This is a genomic window from Paenibacillus sp. alder61, assembly GCF_020179875.1.
Classification (GTDB): Bacteria; Bacillota; Bacilli; order Paenibacillales; family Paenibacillaceae; genus Fontibacillus; species Fontibacillus faecis.
Window position 1 is genome coordinate 218672 of sequence record NZ_JAIUDG010000004.1, and the last position, 16620, is coordinate 235291.

Annotated in this window: 13 protein-coding genes; 11 read left to right on the top strand and 2 right to left on the bottom strand. The window is 55.4% G+C overall.

Going from position 1 to position 16620, the window contains the following annotated elements:
* Together LBW89_RS05880 and LBW89_RS05885 are read left to right on the top strand one after the other, a co-directional pair.
* A complete protein-coding gene (locus tag LBW89_RS05880; RefSeq protein ID WP_225038759.1) occupies window positions 1–684 on the top strand; it encodes a response regulator in 684 nt (227 codons plus the stop codon).
* Window positions 685–1115: 431 nt separating this feature from the next.
* Entirely contained in the window at window positions 1116–1580 is a 465-nt protein-coding gene (locus LBW89_RS05885) for a DUF523 domain-containing protein (protein ID WP_225038760.1), read from the top strand.
* A gap of 582 nt (window positions 1581–2162) precedes the next feature.
* Here the strand turns inward: LBW89_RS05885 and LBW89_RS05890 are convergent.
* The gene (locus tag LBW89_RS05890; RefSeq protein WP_114499079.1) at window positions 2163–2321 is read right to left on the bottom strand and encodes an asparagine synthase; all 159 of its coding nucleotides are present in this window, start codon (window positions 2319–2321) and stop codon (window positions 2163–2165) included.
* 140 nt (window positions 2322–2461) lie between these two features.
* Here LBW89_RS05890 and LBW89_RS05895 point away from each other — a divergent pair, with 140 nt between their 5' ends.
* The 4 genes from LBW89_RS05895 (at window position 2462) to LBW89_RS05910 (ending at window position 11679) form a co-directional block, all read left to right on the top strand.
* Window positions 2462–3343 carry a carbohydrate ABC transporter permease gene (locus LBW89_RS05895; protein ID WP_148455593.1) on the top strand — a complete coding sequence of 294 codons (882 nt, stop codon included), beginning with the start codon at window positions 2462–2464 and terminating at the stop codon, window positions 3341–3343.
* Window positions 3343–4179: a carbohydrate ABC transporter permease gene (locus LBW89_RS05900; RefSeq protein ID WP_148455595.1), complete on the top strand. Its 837-nt coding sequence runs from the start codon at window positions 3343–3345 to the stop codon at window positions 4177–4179. Before LBW89_RS05895 ends, LBW89_RS05900 begins: the two co-directional genes overlap by 1 nt.
* Before the next feature lie 65 nt (window positions 4180–4244).
* Entirely contained in the window at window positions 4245–5507 is a 1263-nt protein-coding gene (locus LBW89_RS05905; RefSeq protein ID WP_225038761.1) for an ABC transporter substrate-binding protein, read from the top strand.
* Between the two features lie 1003 nt (window positions 5508–6510).
* Window positions 6511–11679, top strand: a complete 5169-nt coding sequence (locus LBW89_RS05910) for a glycosyl hydrolase family 8 (protein WP_225038762.1) — start codon at window positions 6511–6513, stop codon at window positions 11677–11679.
* A 102-nt stretch (window positions 11680–11781) separates the two neighbouring features.
* On the opposite strand, the gene LBW89_RS05915 is transcribed toward LBW89_RS05910, so the two are convergent.
* On the bottom strand, window positions 11782–12903 hold the full coding sequence (locus LBW89_RS05915; protein ID WP_148455599.1) for an FAD:protein FMN transferase: 1122 nt from the start codon (window positions 12901–12903) through the stop codon (window positions 11782–11784).
* Between the two features lie 235 nt (window positions 12904–13138).
* Here LBW89_RS05915 and LBW89_RS05920 point away from each other — a divergent pair, with 235 nt between their 5' ends.
* From LBW89_RS05920 to LBW89_RS05940, 5 genes are read left to right on the top strand one after another with little or no spacing between them, the layout of a single operon-like run.
* Entirely contained in the window at window positions 13139–13531 is a 393-nt protein-coding gene (locus LBW89_RS05920) for a NusG domain II-containing protein (RefSeq protein WP_148455601.1), read from the top strand.
* The gene (locus tag LBW89_RS05925) at window positions 13515–14069 is read left to right on the top strand and encodes a Gx transporter family protein (RefSeq protein ID WP_148455603.1); all 555 of its coding nucleotides are present in this window, start codon (window positions 13515–13517) and stop codon (window positions 14067–14069) included. The genes LBW89_RS05920 and LBW89_RS05925 overlap by 17 nt, the downstream gene beginning before the upstream one ends.
* Before the next feature lie 40 nt (window positions 14070–14109).
* Window positions 14110–14946, top strand: a complete 837-nt coding sequence (locus tag LBW89_RS05930) for an ATP-binding cassette domain-containing protein (protein WP_225038763.1) — start codon at window positions 14110–14112, stop codon at window positions 14944–14946.
* Entirely contained in the window at window positions 14922–15821 is a 900-nt protein-coding gene (locus LBW89_RS05935; RefSeq protein ID WP_225038764.1) for an ATP-binding cassette domain-containing protein, read from the top strand. The genes LBW89_RS05930 and LBW89_RS05935 overlap by 25 nt, the downstream gene beginning before the upstream one ends.
* Window positions 15822–15823: 2 nt before the next feature.
* Window positions 15824–16618, top strand: coding sequence for an energy-coupling factor transporter transmembrane component T family protein (locus tag LBW89_RS05940; protein ID WP_148455609.1), 795 nt, complete (start codon window positions 15824–15826; stop codon window positions 16616–16618).
* Window positions 16619–16620 lie beyond the last annotated feature (2 nt).

Sequence of the window (16620 nt, forward strand, 5' to 3'; positions counted from 1 at the left end):
ATGAAGACACGTGTGCTCGTTGTGGACGATCATGCCCACGCAAGGGAGGCCATCTGCGAAATTTTGGCGATGGATGATCAGTTTGAGGTGATCGGAGTGGTGAAGAGCGGCCAGGAGGCGATCGAGTTTACCGGACAGTGGATGCCCGACCTGATTCTGATGGACATTCAGATGCCGGGGATGGACGGGCTGGCGGCGACGCAGCGAATTAAGCTGAGTTTTCCCTATGTCAAGATCGTTATGATTACCGTCTCGGATGATATGTTTCATCTTCTCGAAGCTTTAAAACGGGGAGCGCAAGGGTATCTGCTCAAAAACCTGGCCCCCTCGACCTGGATCGAGTACCTCCGCTCCATCGTCAACGAGGAGGCCCCTTTAAGCCGGGAGCTGGCCTTCGAGATTCTGAAGGACGTTTCGCTTTCGACGAAGCGGGAAGCGGCGGAGGGTCTGACCCAGCGGGAACAGGAGATTTTGGGGCAGGTGGCCAACGGCCTGACGAATAAAGAGATCGGGGAAACGCTGAATATTTCCGAGCATACGGTCAAAAACCATCTGAAAAACATCCTTCAAAAGCTGCAGGTACAAAACCGGGTGCAGTTAACGAGGTATGCCCTGGAACAAGGGCTGGTTGCGGGGAAGGGCAGCGGCCTTAAAGGGGAAAAGGGAAGGGAAGAGACCGACTAGGGTCCGGGTCCCCTCCCGTTGGCGGAAACCGGGTCATAGGGCAGGGAGGTCGTAGGCTTCGCCCGCGATCTGAAGGGAATAAAGGTCTTTTGAGGCGCTATGGTGTCGAATTCGGCACAAAAGCGTAGATTAGCGGTTTTTTGGGCCTTTATTTTTGGAAAAAGCGGGCCAATCCCTTATTTCGCGGCTCTCACCGGGTAAATAGGGTCCTTTTTGGCCTTTTTGGCCGCTATGTTCCCCACAGAGCTGATCTGGGCCGGAATAGCGCCCCAAAATGCCGCTAAGTTGGCGGACGGGTAGCTGGGCGGGGGGGATTGCCGGGGATTTTACCCGGCACGCGCTGCCGTTTTTATAAAGCGTCGATGCCGATACCGAGTGCCTAATTCTGATGCCAAATAAGATGAGATAAAATCCAAGGAGGAACCACCACCATGATTATCGTAAGCTCCTGCCTGGCGGGCATGAAGGTCCGCTATAACGGTACGGACTGCCTGGAGGACACCATCGGGCGATTAGTGAAAGAAGGGAAAGCCGTGGCGCTATGCCCCGAGCTACTTGGCGGCTTTGCAACGCCGCGGGAACCGGCGGAAATAGCCGGCGGCACCGGCGAGGACGTTCTGCTCGGTAAAGCCCGGGTCGTGACCAAATCCGGCGAGGACGTCACGGACATGTATGTGAAGGGCGCCGAGGAAGCGCTCCGTCTCGCCAAAGAGGCCGGCGCCACCGCCGCCGTACTGAAGGAGTTCAGCCCGTCCTGCGGGAGCTCCATGATTTATGACGGCAGCTTCGCTAACCGGCGGATTGCCGGCAATGGAGTTACGGCCGCTTTGTTCGAGCGGGAAGGGATTCGTGTCGTCTCCGAGGCGCAGATCGCGGAGGTCGTCGACGTCGAATAACGGCGGCGATTGACAGCGGTCATTTTATACATCACAAAGCTTGCGGTAAATAAAATACCGCAGGCTTTTTTTTATTTGGGGCTTTAACCAGTTGAGCTCGCGAAGCGTGCGAAACAAAATTAAGAGGCGCCTATTGTGCTTCCAGGCTTCCAACTCCAAAAAAGATGCAAATCTGCAGGTATTTAGGCCGATTCCCGAGGGAATGCGAAAAAAGATGCAAATCTGCAGGTATTTCTAGTGATTTTAGATAAACGAGCCGGTTTCGTCAAAAATTCCTGCAGATTTGCATGAATTTTGAAATTTTGGGCCCCGAACAAGAAAAAAACATGCACATATGCAGGAATTCTATGTTATCAAGGTTTGTCTGACGGAGTACGAGTTATAATCGCACCCCTCCAGGGGTAGGCAAAAGCGGCAACGGCATACCTGATCGTAGTGAAAGGTAGCGCCTTTAGACGCGAGTCGGTAATAAAGGCTTATAGCCTTAGAGGAACCCACCCGTTTGACGGGTGGTTATGATTTATGGATAAAACGTAATAAAAGGCCCGGAAGCCCTAAGCTCCCGGACATCTTCCAACTAGGCTAGCGGTGCTCGATCAGATCGATCGCGCCAAGCACGATGTGGGCCAAGCCAAATCCGAGAGCCCCGGTCGCAGCAAGCTTATACTTGCTTCCAAGCAGTGATGCGGCAGAAGCGGACACTACAGCTCCAAGAACGGTAGGAATCAAACCTTCACGCATGCGTAACACCCCTTTGGACTGGTTTGGAAAGACATCACTATTTTGGGGAGGCAGGGGATCATTTATGCATCGGGTCAGATTCAAAGCTTGAACCGAAAGGGTAAAAAGAGGGCAAAACAGTTAGTCAAGGGGTGAGACGCATGAAACGGAGAAAAACGTCCCAACTGACGCAACAGCTCGTGTTCGTTGGACCCTCCACGATATTTTTCGTATTGATCGTGGCCGTTCCGTTTTTTCTCGGCTTATATTACGCCTTTACGGACTGGAACGGGATTTCGAGGCAGGCGGATGTGGTGGGCGTCCGCAATTTCGTCCATATTTTTACCAAAGATCCCGCCTTTCTGAATTCATTTTGGTTTACGGCCAAATTTACCGTGCTCGGCGTCATTCTCACGAATGTGGTGGGCTTCGCGCTGGCGTATTTTTTAACGAAGCGTTTGTACACGCGAAACGTGATGCGGACGGTCTTCTTTATGCCGCACGTCATCGGGGGGTTGCTGCTGGGATTCATCTGGCAGTTCATTTTTGTCCGGGGGTTCGCTTCCATCGGCGGGGCGACCGGCATTCCCTTTTTCCAGCTGCCGTGGCTGGGAACGGAAGCCACCTCGTTTTGGGCGATCGTGATCGTCTTCGTGTGGCAAAATGCGGGTTACCTTATGATCATCTACATATCCGCCATCAACAATGTGCCGAAAAATCTGATCGAAGCGGCCAAAGTCGACGGGGCCGGACGGAGACAGGTGCTGAGGCATGTCATCGTCCCGCTGGTTATGCCGGCGGTCACCGTCTGCTTGTTTCTGGCGATTTCGTGGTCGTTCAAACTGTTCGACCTGAACTTGTCCCTGACCAAAGGGGGGCCGTACAAATCGACCGAGTCGGTGGCGCTGAACATCTACAATGAGGCGTTTACCATCAGCCGTTTCGGGATGGGCTCGGCCAAAGCCATTATTTTCTTCATCATCGTGGCGTTGATCTCGATTCTTCAGGTCCGGGCCACCAAGCGCAGGGAGGTTGAACTGTGATGGATACAGCCAAACGTTATCGTGGCGGCATGCTGCTGGTCGAGGCGCTTTTGATCCTCGGAGGCCTGGTGTTTCTCGTTCCTTTCTACTTCCTGGTGGTGAACTCGGTGAAAACCTTCGGGGAGATTCTCAGCGACGCGGCCGGATGGCCCGCCGTGGCCCAATGGAGCAACTATGCGGAAGCCTGGGACAAAACCTCGTTCCCGAAGGCGTTCGGCAACTCGCTGCTCATTACGGTGGCCAGCAATTTGCTGCTCGTCCTGATGTGCTCGATGGCCGCTTACCGGATGGCCCGCAAGCCGACAGGATATAACCGTTTTTTGTATGCGGCCTTCGTCGCCGCGATGGTCATTCCTTTCCAGGCCATTATGATTCCGCTGGTCAAGGTGTCCAGTCTGCTCGGCCTCATGAACTCGACCTGGGGACTGATCGTCTGTTACCTCGGCTTCGGCGCGCCGCTGACCGTATTCCTGCTGCACGGCTTCGTCAAGTCGGTGCCCGTGGACATCGAAGAAGCGGGGCGGGTCGACGGCTGTTCGGTGTACGGCATTTTCTTCCGCATCATTCTGCCGCTGATGCAGCCGATCGCGGTGACGGTCATCATCTTGAACACGCTTTGGATCTGGAACGATTACCTGATGCCTTCGCTGATTTTGCAGAAACCCGAACTGTATACGATTCCGATCGAGACTTTCGCCTTCTTCGGCCAATACACCAAGCAGTGGGATCTGGCGCTGCCGGCTCTGGTGCTCGGGATTACGCCGATCGTGATCTTTTTCCTGTCCATGCAAAAATACATTATCGAGGGCATCGCCCAAGGTTCGGTGAAAGGGTAAACGGAGGGCCGAGGCGATTCGATAAGGGAGATCGACAAGAGTGGTGGAAGGAGAGTGACTCAGACATGAGAAGGGGTAAACTGGCATGGCTCCTGCTGGTGATGGCGCTGCTTGTCGCCGGGTGCGGCCAAAGCGGTCCGGACATGGACGGAGGACGCAAGGTGCTGCATATTTTTCAATTTAAAGTCGAGATTGCGGAAGCGATGGATCGCCTGAAGGTAGAGTACGAGAAAGAGCATCCGGACATCAAGCTCGATATTCAGACCGTGGGCGGAGGCAGCGATTACGGCGCTTCACTGCGGTCGAAATTCGCCTCCGGCGAAGAACCGGATATTTTCAATATCGGCGGCTACACGGAAATGGAGATGTGGCAGGAGTACCTGGAGGATCTGACGGACGAGCCGTGGGTGCAGGACGTCAAAGAGATTGCCCTGGAGCCGATGACCAAGAACGGCAGGCTGTACGGTATGCCGGTAAACCTGGAGGGCTATGGGTTTATATACAATAAGGATCTGTTCGCCAAGGCCGGCATCAAGGAAAAGCCCGTCACGCTCAGCGGGCTGCGCGAAGCGGCCGAGAAGCTGAAGGCGGCGGGGATCACGCCGTTCTCCAACGGCTACCAGGAGTGGTTCGTGCTCGGGAACCATAACGTCAACGCCGCCTTTGCCAACCAGAAAGATCCGGCGGATTTCATCCGGGGATTGACCGAAGGCAGGTATAAATTTGCCGACGATCCGGTATTCGAGCGGTGGACGAAGCTGCTGGATCTGACGCTGGAATACGGCAACCCGAACCCGCTGACCACGGATTACAACACCCAGGTGACGATGTTCGCCAACGGGGAAGCGGCCATGCTGCAGCAGGGCAACTGGACCCAGGTGCAGCTGGACGGCATCAATCCCGACCTGAATCTCGGCATTCTGCCGATGCCGATCGACGATACGGGGGAAGACAACGACAAGCTGTTCGTCGGCGTGCCGAACAACTGGGTCATTTACAAGGACTCTCCCATGAAGGAAGAAGCGAAGGAATTTTTGAACTGGCTCGTCACTTCGGAGACGGGGAAGCGGTTTATTACAAAGGAATTTAAATTCATCCCCGCCTTCGACAGCATTGAAGGGACGGAGGAGGACCTCGGCGCCCTCGGGATGGAAGTGCTGAATTATACCGATGCCGGGAAGGCGCTCACCTGGAACTGGTTCCGCTTCCCGAACGGCATGCCGTCCGAGTTCGCCAGCATCATCCAGGCTTACATCGGAGGCAAAATCGACAAAGCGGGGATGTTCGAACAGTTCCAGCAGAACTGGGACAATCTCAGTGTAGAATAAAAAGCCCGTAAAATGGACGCAAGCGTCAAACGGTTTGATCCGTCGACGCTTGCTTTTTTGTTTCTTTAATTATATATTGCAACCCGTCACCTTCATGTACACGCTGAAGGGATGTTGGCGAAGTGGTTCCTGCCTAGACTACAACCGTAACTGCAGACGGTTTCCAAAACAACAAAAGCCCTACCTCTCATTTGTCCTTGCGGCTCCGATGACCGCGCCAGTGTGAATCAGAAATCTACGAAAATTCTTACTCGTTGGGTCATTCAAATAGGAATTTCATACCGGATAAGGTATTAGGAGAGTTATAATCTTTTGAGGAACTACTATAGAGGGTTTAACAATCTAATAAAATATATTACAGGAAGTTTTATGGAAAGTCAAGTTTGAGCTGTCAGCCGTCGTTGAAGTTCCCATCGAATTTTATAAAAGTAAAAGCGCTTAAGTTTTATTGCCGATTCGCTAAAATCTATCTCTCGCGGCTCATGGGAAACGATTCGGGAGATTTTACGCTGTTTTACACCCGCTTAATGTGAAATTGACGCTAGAATCGGATAATATAAGGAGCTCATCGGAGAACCCCCGGACGCATCATTTAGTGAGAAATAAGTTGAAACTATATAAGTTGAACTAAAGAATTAGCAATAGGCAAGAGTGTGAAATGATTCTGGAGAAGCGTAGCGCTCGCCTTTGTGACCGGATTTCTACCTTAATAAATTTAAATAAAGAAATCTGGGAGCAACAGCGATCGGAAGAACATTTCACACGGCTGCCTTACATGCAAATCAATAGTTCAACTTATATAGTTGGGGTTTGGGAAAAATATGCATAGAATATGTGCGGATCTATAAGCTATAATGAAAGCGGATTCGTTCTTCATGCAAGGGATCCCGGTGAGGTTTGAAGAACTCGGTATAAGAGAGGGGGCGCGTTTGGAAAACGGAATATTTTTTACGACAAAAGTTTAAGCGCTTAAACTTTATGAAGAAGTGAGGGGGTAGACCGGATGAAATATCAGGGCGGAACTAAATTGAAACGGATGCTGTCTCTGTGGATGGCCTTATTGATGCTGCCGTTTCAGGCCGCAGGATTCGCCGCCGCGGAGGAAGCGGCAGACGGGGGAGCGCCGGCCGGACCGGAGATCGTGGCGGAATGGGGGTTTGATCAGGCATACGCTTACACCGATGACGTTATCTCGGCCACGTATGGAGCATACCGTTCGGCATCGCTGATCTCCGCCGCCGGCGGACCGTATTACGAGCAAGCCAGCGGGGAAGGGATTCAATATCAAGGATGGGATCGGGGCAAGGACAAAAAATATTGGCTGGCGCTGATCCCGACAAAGGGCTTCCGGAATATCACGCTGTCGTCCGAGCAGAAATCCTCCGGATCGGGGCCGCGCGACTTCCGGCTGGAGATCAGTAACAATGGTCGCGACTGGACCAAACTGAAGGATATTGAGCTGTCCAAAGAAGCCTACAGCAAAATCAACGATCTTCCGCTTACGGCGGCCGCCGACGATCAAGACTTGCTCTATGTCCGCTGGATCGTCGCTTCCGAAATCGCGACGGACTCGAAGGCGAATTCCGCCGTGGGACCGTACGGCTCCAGCTTTTTGAAGGATGTTCGCGTGAAAGGCGATCCGATCGCCGGTGCCGGGCATACGCCTGTCGTTCCAACGATCGATCTGGCGTATTCGCCCAAAGACGGAGCGGAGGAAGTTCGCGTTGACACGCCGCTTACGGTGAAATTCAACAAGAACATTGCCCTGACCAGCGACGCGTCCGCCGTCATTACCGACGGAACCGACACGTTGCCGCAAGTGTCGTTGGAAGTTGCAGGCAACACGCTGCGGATCCATCATCCGGCATTCGCTTACGGTAAAACATATACGGTTTCCATTCCGAATAGGGCCGTCGAGAGTAAGGACCATGCCGCGCTGGTGCGCGATATTTCCTGGAGTTTTACCGTACAGGACTCCCCATATCTACCGAAATTGATCAATATGACCTTCAACGCGGACCCGAAGACAGGCATCGCTTTTGCGTGGTATACGGACGAGATGACGGACACGAAGGTACAGGTCGTCGAAGCCGCGCGCATGACGGGAAAAGAGTTCCCGGCACAGGAAGCGCGGGAATTCACGGGAACCGGCGAAGTCATTAAGACGTTCATGTCAAAGAGCGACCGGGAGTCCGGCGATCAGGCGCAATTTATCAGCCACAAGGCGATCGCCGACGGCTTGAAGCCGGGGACGAAGTACCGTTTCCGCGTCGGCGACGGCAAGGAATGGAGCGAGACCGGTTCGTTCACGACCGATGCGGCGGACCATCAGCCATACCGCTTCATCGTCGGATCGGATTCCCAAGCGTCGAGCAAGGAGGATTTCGAGCCTTGGGGGGATACGTTCCGCAAAGCGCGCGCCCATATCGGCGATCCGAAGTTCCTCATCAATGCCGGCGACCTGGTCGATAACGGCGACCTGGAGGAGCAATGGCAGTGGATGCTCGGCGCGGCGCAGGAAGAATTGCTGAACGTGCCGTTCGTACCTGTACTGGGCGGCCATGAAGTTCAAGATTACGACGGAGACGAGACGACGCCCAACAACAACTTTTACTACCATTTCAACCTGCCGCGGAAAGTGGTCGCGGCGACGCAGGACGGTTCCGTCTACGCCTTCGAATACGGCGACGCGCTCTACATGGTGTACAACTCGCAATTTGACGGCAAGCTGAACGAAGACGGAACGGTGAATTGGGACGACGAGCAGCACGAACAGTTCTGGAATCAGGTGGACTGGATGCGCAACACGGTTGCCAAGACGGACAAAAAGTGGAAGTTCGTCACGTTCCACAAATCCCCTTACGCGGCCGGCGACAATTCGGCTCAATGGGAAGGCGGACGCATTGAATTTTATAAGAAAAATTTGATCCCCGTCTTCGACGAACTGGGCGTCGACATGGTCTTTGAAGCGCATGACCATATGTACATGAGGTCTTTTCAAATGTACGGCGACAAAGTCATCGATCCCGACAGCTTGGAGAAGGATGGGGAAGGCAATGTGATTAACCCGCAAGGCACGGTCTATCTGATGTCCAACGCCTTCGGGAACAAGTTTTATTATAAAAACAATCAGTACGTGATCGGCGAGGACGGCGAACCGGTGGAAGCGATCGGCCCGGATGGCAAACCGATTCCGTACGACGACTATTTCGCCGCGAAAGACGAACAGCCGGAGAAGAAAATGTTCACCGACGTATCCATCGCGGACCAAGTCATGAAATTTACCGCTTATACCGCGGCGGTGGAAGACGAAGGTAAGGAAGGGACGGTCGGCGACGGATTGTTCGCTTACGACCGCTACGGTATCAAACGCACGGACACCAAGCCGGATAAGGTGGAACAAGCCAAGGCCGCGCTGCAAGGCAACAAGGCCGTTCTCTCCTGGAAAGCCCCGGCGAACAGCAAGGAGCCGGTAAGAGGGTTCCGGGTTTACGAGAAAAACGATAAAGTCAAAACCTACTGGAGCGAATATGTGCCGGCGAAAGCAGGGCAGACGGAGTACAGCCTCGCCGTGGAAGGCCTGAATCCGGCCATAAAATACGATTTTATCATCAAAGCCGTCGGCAGAAGAGACAATTCCGCTCCGGTCGAGACGAGCACGATGGACGGTCCCGTGGACCGGGAGCCGCCGTCCGCGCCGACGAATTTGCGCGGAACGGGAGTTTCGCCCTTCCAGATCAATCTGAGCTGGAACGCATCGCCCGGCACGGCCGCGCCGGCGGGATATCATGTGTACCGCGACGGAGCTTTGGTCGGGACGACCGCGGAAACGTTCTATCACGATACCGGATTGCAGCCGGAAACGTCCTACCGTTATGCGATCAAAGCATACAGTGCGGCGGGCGTCGAATCACTGGCGAGCAACGAAGCCGTGGTGAAGACGAAATCCGCGCCGGCGGGCGAAGGGCCGCACCGGGCGTTCCCGCAGCATACGGCGTATGCCGCGGGTTCGATCAAGCCCAGCCATGTGACGCAAGCGCAAATGGATCAGACCGTGGCCCGGCTCTACGATGAATGGAAGGCGAAATATTTGAAACGCCATCCGTATCTGGCGGCTTCGGAACCCGACCAATACTACGTATGGTACGCCGACGGCGATTGGTTCGAGGAAGAGTTCGATGAAGAATTGGGCGTCGAATATATGGCGACCACCGTGTCCGAAGCGCATGGCTACGGGATGTTGATCACCGCCTTGATGGCCGGGCATGATCCGGACGCGAAGCGATATTTTGACGGGATGTTCCGTTATTTCAAGGCCCATCCAAGCCATATCAATCCGAATCTGATGGCCTGGAAGCAGGGCGATACGGGGAAGGACATCGTTGACGTCGACGGCGCCGATTCCGCGACCGACGGGGATATGGACATCGCCTACGCGCTGCTGTTGGCCGACAGCCAGTGGGGCAGCGGCGGGGAGATCAACTATCTGGCCGAGGCGAAGAACCTGATCGGCGCGATCATGGACAGCGAAGTGAACCGGGACGACTGGATGCTGCGGCTCGCCGACTGGGCGACAAGCGGCAAGTGGGCGTCGGCGACAAGGCCTTCCGATTTCATGCTGCAGCATATGAAAGATTATCGGAACGTAACGGGTGACAGCAACTGGGACCGGGTCGTCGAAACAACGTATGACATCATCGATGAACTGGTTCGCAATTACAGCCCGAACGCGGGGCTGCTCCCGGATTTTGTCGTGAAGTCCGGCGGCAAATACGCTCCCGCGGAACCGAACTTCCTGGAATCGGAATACGACGGGGATTACAGTTACAACTCTTCCCGCACGCCTTGGCGGATCGGCACCGATTACCTGATCACCGGCGACGCGCGGGCGAAGGAACAGCTCGGTAAGCTGAACCAATGGATTCGCGGGGTTACCAACGGGGATCCGGACCAAATCCGGGCGGGGTACAAACTGGACGGCTCGCAAGCGATCGAGGAATATGGGGCTATTACTTTCTCCGCTCCGCTGATGGTAAGCGCGATGGTCGATTCCTCCAATCAAACGTGGCTGAACCGGTTGTGGGATCACAATGCGGCGGTACGGACGGAAGATGATGTGTATTTCGGCAACAATCTGCGCCTGCTGAGCATGATTGTCGTATCGGGCAATTGGTGGTCGCCTTCCGTGACGGACACCGAGGCGCCTTCCGAACCGACGATCGAAAAAGCGGAGGCCGCTTCGTCCACGGCCATTACGCTGAAATGGGCTCCGTCCTCCGACAATCTGGGCGTTGCCGGTTACAAAATATACCGTGACGACGTCGAGATCGCAACGACGATGAAGACGGAGTATCGGGATACCGGCCTGTCCCCGGGTACGACGTACAAATATTTTGTGGTTGCGTTCGACGCGGCAGGAAACTTGTCGAAAATGAGCAATATGAGGTTCGTGGCAACGCTGGGATCGTCGGGTGGCGGTTCTGGCAGCTCCGGCGGTTCCGGATCTAGTGGCGGTGGTTCGGCGTCCACACCGGGCGGAACGAAGACCGAACCGGAAGTTACGGCGCCGGAACCGGGGAAAACCCCCGATGCGGGCGGGACTCGGCCAGGGAAGAAGAACTTTATCGATATCGGCGATAAATACGCTTGGGCGAAAGAGGCGATTGAAGAACTGGCGGCCCAAGGCATTATCCGGGGCACGTCCGATACGACCTTCGAACCGGGACGAAAAATTACTAGGGCGGAATTCACCGTGCTGCTGGTGCGAGCGCTCGGACTGAAAGCCGATTTTGCGACCAGCTTCGGCGATGTCGCTTCGGACGCTTATTATTACGAAGCGCTGGGCATCGCCAAAAAACTCGGTATCGCCAAAGGAGTCGGCGCCGACCGTTTCAATCCGCAAGCGGCCGTTTCCCGGCAGGAAATGATGGTGCTGACGGCTAGAGCGCTGCGGCTGGGAGGCAACCTCGGCGATGGCGCGGGAATCGCGGCCGACCTGGAACGTTTTACGGACGCCGATACCCTGGCCGACTATGCTGTAGACAGCGCTGCGTCTCTCGTCAAGGAAGGCATCGTCCAGGGCGACGGGGCGAACCTTCGCCCGGGAGCCCCAACAACGCGGGCGGAATCCGCGGTCATGATTCACCGCATTTTCAAGAAATACGGCTTATAATCTGAAAGAGAAACCCGGGCAAAGCCCGGGTTTCTCTATGGCACCGTCGCGATATTCAAAAACCCCCGCTTTGTAAAGATAGCGGGGGTTTTCCTGCGTAAACTAGTTGGCGAACGTATAGCTGTCGTTGGTCTTCTTCAACATTTCCTTAAATCCGGGAGAAGCGTACAGCTTCTTGTCCTTCGTGATAAAAAGGACTTCCGTGTTCGGCGTATTTTCCGCGAATTTAAGCCCGTCCTCAATGCCCATAATCAGCAGGGAAGTGTCCATCGTATCGGCATCGGTGGAGCGGTCCGTCACGATCGTGACACTGCTGATATTGTTATCGACCGGATAGCCGGAACGCGGGTCGATGATATGCTGGTACAGTTTGCCGTCTTCCACGAAGAAGCGCTCGTAAATCCCGGCGGTAACGACGGTTTTGTCTTCGACCCGGACGGTACCGATCGGATTGCCCCGTTCCTGCGAAGGATCTTGAATACCGATGTTCCAGGTGGAGCCGCCCGGCTTGCTGCCCATCGCAAAAATATTGCCCCCCAGGTCGATGATCGCGCTGCTGAAACCCTGTTCCGCCAAATAGTCGTAGATGGCGTCCGCGGCGTAGCCTTTTCCGTAGGAGCCAAGGTCGAGCTGCATCCCTTTATCACGCAGGTAAATCTCGTGTTTCTCCGGGTTAAGCTCGATCCTGCGGTAATCCGTCAGCTTGCGGGCGGCTTCGATGTCCGCGGCCGGTGGGACGTGGGCTCCCTCATGGCCGATGTTCCAAAGGCTGACGAGCGGGCCGATCGACGGGTCCAGCAGGCCGTCCGTTTTCCGGGCATAGTCGACGGCGAGCTGCACGAGTTCGAACGTATCCGGCGAAACCTCCACGGGGGCGATACCCGCTTGCGCGTTTACCTTATGGATCTCGCTGTCCTCGTTCGTCCGGCTGATTTTGCGGTCGATATCTTTCATCAGAGCTTCCAGCTCTTTAAAGTTGTTGGCGGTAGCCCGGTTATCGTAAATTTTGATGTTGACGACGGTATCAAATATAAAAAAGGTCTGCGCCAAAGGCTTTACGGAGGTTCCTGACTTCGACGAATCCTTCGCGGCGGAGGCGGCCCGCACATCGGCCGGGATGTCCGCCGCCTTCACATTCGCGGAATCGCCGTTTGTACAGCCTCCAAGCAGCGTCGTAATCATGGTCAGAGCCAGCAACAGGATTGCCGTTTTGTTCTTTTTCATATGCGTAGCCTCATTTCTCCCGTTATCTCGCCTTGATTTTAGCAGAAATAAAAATGAGCTAAAAGTACTTTTATTCACAAAGTAAGAATTATTCTCATAAACCGTCTTTTAAGTGAGGATTTTGTGAAATGGGTCCTAGATTGAGACATTTATCACATGGGAGTGAGGAAAGTTACAGGTATAATGGTTTCATCTAAGATTTATATAATTAAAAAATAAGATAAAGGAGTTAGCCATGAAACGTGGAGATATCCTGCTGATCGGGCTGATCGTTGTCATTGCCGCGGCGTTCTTGGTCCCCCGCTGGTTTGCCGGGGAATCAAGTGAAAAATATCACAACGAGACTCGCATCGCTAAAATTTCTGTAAACGGCAAACTGTTGCGCACGGTGGAGTTAACCGGAGAGGAACAGGAGATCGAGATTAAAACGGAGTACGGGTACAACCTCTTGAAGGTTCACGATTACGGGATTGAAATGATCGATGCGGACTGCCCGGATAAAGTGTGTTATACGTTTGGATTCATTGAGCGCAACGGCGGGACCATCGTTTGTTTGCCGAATAAGCTGCTCGTGGAAATCGAAGGGGCGCCCGGAGAAGGAGATGAGGTCGATGCCGTCGTTAAATGAACAATCCCATCTGGCCTTAAAAAGAACGGTCATCGTCGCCATTTTTGCCGCGGTAGCGGTTGTGCTCAGCCTGGTGGAAAGCGTGATCCCCGTGAATATGAGCATCCCCGGCGCCAAACTGGGGTTGGCCAACATCATGGTGCTGACGTGCCTTTATTTTCTCCGGGCAAGGGACGCCCTGATGATGGTGCTGTTAAAAACGCTGCTGACGGCTTTTATTTTCGGCACGTTTTCCAGCTTTTTATTCAGTATTATGGGGGCGCTGTTCAGCTTCGCGGCGATGTGGTTCCTGCTGCTGGTTGGACGCAAACGGCTTAGCGTCATCGGAATCAGCATCGTGGGGGGGATCGCCCATAACATCGGCCAGCTGACCACGGCGGCGCTGTACTTCAAAACGTCGAATATATTCTACTACTTGCCGATGCTGCTTCTCATGGGGGTATTGACCGGCATCGCGGTCGGTATCGCGGTTCGCTATCTGATCCCGTCTTTGTCCAAACTCGCGCTGTTCGACGGATTTTTGACCGAGAACGCCTAGCCAATTTATGGCCGGAGATCGGCCGGAAAGGGGAATGACGATGAATTCTACCGGGCTCGCGTATGAACTGCAGCAGGTCTCTTTTTCTTATGACCCGGAACATCCGGTCCTCAGCGATTTGTCCTTCTCCATCCCGCAGGGAAGCTGGGTTTCCCTCGTCGGTCCGAACGGCTGCGGCAAATCGACGCTGGCAAGGCTGCTCGGGGGGCTTCTGGCCGCCAACGCCGGCACCATTATAGTAGAAGGAACGCCTCTGCTTAAGGAGACCGTTCAGCAAATCCGGCCGCGAATCGGGATGGTGTTTCAGAACCCGGATAACCAGTTTATCGGGGCCACCGTCGAGGAAGATATCGCCTTCGGCCTGGAAGGGAGATGCCTGCCGCGCGAGGAGATGGTCGAGCGGGTTCACCGTTACGCGGAAAAGCTGGAAATCGGCCATCTGCTGTCCAAACACCCCTCCGAGCTGTCCGGAGGGCAGAAACAGCGGGTCGCTATCGCGGCGATTTTGGCGCTTGAGCCCGGAATTCTGATTTTTGACGAAGCGTCCTCCATGCTGGACGAACGGGCCCGGGGGGAATTGCTGGCCATTTTAAAAGAAATGAAGGGTTCCGGGAGGTACACCATGATCTCGATCACGCATGATGCCGATGAAATTCTGGCCTCGGATCGGGCGATCGTGCTCCATAAGGGCGGAATGGCCGCGGATCTGACGCCGCGGGAGTTGTTCGGGGACGAAGCGCTGCTGGATGCCTGCCGTCTGATCGCGCCCTACGGAATCCGCCTTTTGAACGAACTCCGCAAGCGGGGGATCGGCCTCTCGGCCGAGTCTCCGAAGGAGGTGGCAGACGCGATATGGCCATTGTATTCGAACAGGTGAGCTTCGCCTACGACGACCGCAGCCTCTGGCGTCAAAGCGCGTTGGAGGAGATCTCCCTGACGTTGGAGGAAGGCGTGTTTGCAGCCGTGGCCGGGGCCTCGGGATCGGGGAAATCGACACTGTTGCAGCTGTTCAACGGGATTCTGAGACCGACCGGAGGAAGGGTGCGGGTGCTGGATTGGGACATTCAGGCGGGGGAGAAACCGTTGCCCCTGCGCCATCTTCGCCGGCGGGTCGGACTTGTGTTTCAGTTTCCGGAACAGCAGTTGTTCGAGGACACGGTGGAAAAAGATCTCTGCTTCGGCCCGTTGAACTTCGGCATGACGCGAGCCGAAGCGAGAGTGCGGGCGAGCCGGGCTCTGGACATGGTCGGGCTGGACGATACCCTGCTTGAGCGGAATCCGTTTCACCTCAGCGGCGGGCAGATGCGCAAAGTGGCGATCGCTTCCGTACTGGCGATGGATCCCGACGTGCTCGTCCTGGATGAGCCGACCGCCACGCTCGATCCGCAAAGCCGGGCCGAGCTGGCGCTTCTGCTGTCCCGGCTGCATCGGGAACAAGGGAAGACGGTCATCGTCGTTACGCACCGTCTGCAGGAGATGCTGCCGTACGCGGGCCTGTGGATCGTCATGAAGGAAGGCAGACTGGCCTTCCAGGGCGGTGCCGCCGAATTGGTCCGGGAGGCGGAGAGGTTGGAGCGCGATTGCGGCCTGGCCGTCCCGGCTTGCATCGCCATGTGGAACGAAGTCGCGGGCAGGCTGGGCCTGAGCGGCGAGGAGCCGTGCTTGACGCCGGAGACGCTGGCGGAGCGCCTCGCCCGTTTGCTGAACGAACCGAGCGGGCCGGGAGTTGGCCATACGGGGAGAGGGGGATAACCGTGCGCAACAAACTGCTGTTCGGCCGCCGGATCGATACCGGCTCATGGGTTCATGGCCTGGATCCGAGAGCCAAGCTTACCGGCATGCTGCTGTATCTCGCGGCGATCGTGCTCGTCGGCTCATGGCGGGCGCTTGCTTTGGCCGCGCTCTTTTCCCTGACTTACATGACGGCGACACGGATCCCGCTCAAGTATTATGTCAAGGCCGCCAAGCCGCTCTGGGCGCTGATGGTGTTTATATTCGCGGTCCAATGCCTGACGGTGGATCGGGGACAAGTGATTTGGCGCCTCGGGTCCTGGGCGTTATATACCGGGGGCCTAAGCAGCGGATTCATCGCCGCCTCGCGTATGGCGCTGCTCGTTTCGTTCACGGCGATTCTGACGTTTACGACCACCCCCGGGCTCCTGAACCAGGGGCTGGCCGGCGTGCTGGCGCCTTTTCAGAGAATCGGACTGAAACCCCAGCGCCTTACGCTGATGATGAGTATCGCGCTGCGGTTCATCCCGACGATTTTGGAGGAAACGCAAAAGATATTGAAGGCCCAGGCCGCCCGGGGCGCGGATCTGAAGGAGCTGCCTTGGCGGGAGAAAGGGAGAATGCTCGTGTCCTTGCTGGTGCCCGTAACGGTCGGCGCTTTTCGCCGCGCGGAAGAATTGGTCCTATCGATGGAATCGCGGGGATATACGATCGGCGCGCCGCGCACGGAATACCATCGGCTTGGCTGGAGCCGCCGGGATACCTGGTTTGTGTTGTCTTATGTCGCCTTGATTGCGGCGGTACTGATGTTGAGATAAAT

Excerpts from the sequence above, each read along its gene's own strand:
- LBW89_RS05910 (WP_225038762.1), top strand. The coding sequence starts at position 6,511 with ATGAAATATCAGGGCGGAACTAAATTGAAACGGATGCTGTCTCTGTGG.
- LBW89_RS05880 (WP_225038759.1), top strand. The coding sequence starts at position 1 with ATGAAGACACGTGTGCTCGTTGTGGACGATCATGCCCACGCAAGGGAG.
- LBW89_RS05885 (WP_225038760.1), top strand. The coding sequence starts at position 1,116 with ATGATTATCGTAAGCTCCTGCCTGGCGGGCATGAAGGTCCGCTATAAC.
- LBW89_RS05900 (WP_148455595.1), top strand. The coding sequence starts at position 3,343 with ATGGATACAGCCAAACGTTATCGTGGCGGCATGCTGCTGGTCGAGGCG.
- LBW89_RS05915 (WP_148455599.1), bottom strand. The coding sequence starts at position 12,903 with ATGAAAAAGAACAAAACGGCAATCCTGTTGCTGGCTCTGACCATGATT.
- LBW89_RS05930 (WP_225038763.1), top strand. The coding sequence starts at position 14,110 with ATGAATTCTACCGGGCTCGCGTATGAACTGCAGCAGGTCTCTTTTTCT.
- LBW89_RS05925 (WP_148455603.1), top strand. The coding sequence starts at position 13,515 with ATGCCGTCGTTAAATGAACAATCCCATCTGGCCTTAAAAAGAACGGTC.
- LBW89_RS05905 (WP_225038761.1), top strand. The coding sequence starts at position 4,245 with ATGAGAAGGGGTAAACTGGCATGGCTCCTGCTGGTGATGGCGCTGCTT.
- LBW89_RS05920 (WP_148455601.1), top strand. The coding sequence starts at position 13,139 with ATGAAACGTGGAGATATCCTGCTGATCGGGCTGATCGTTGTCATTGCC.
- LBW89_RS05935 (WP_225038764.1), top strand. The coding sequence starts at position 14,922 with ATGGCCATTGTATTCGAACAGGTGAGCTTCGCCTACGACGACCGCAGC.
- LBW89_RS05895 (WP_148455593.1), top strand. The coding sequence starts at position 2,462 with ATGAAACGGAGAAAAACGTCCCAACTGACGCAACAGCTCGTGTTCGTT.
- LBW89_RS05890 (WP_114499079.1), bottom strand. The coding sequence starts at position 2,321 with ATGCGTGAAGGTTTGATTCCTACCGTTCTTGGAGCTGTAGTGTCCGCT.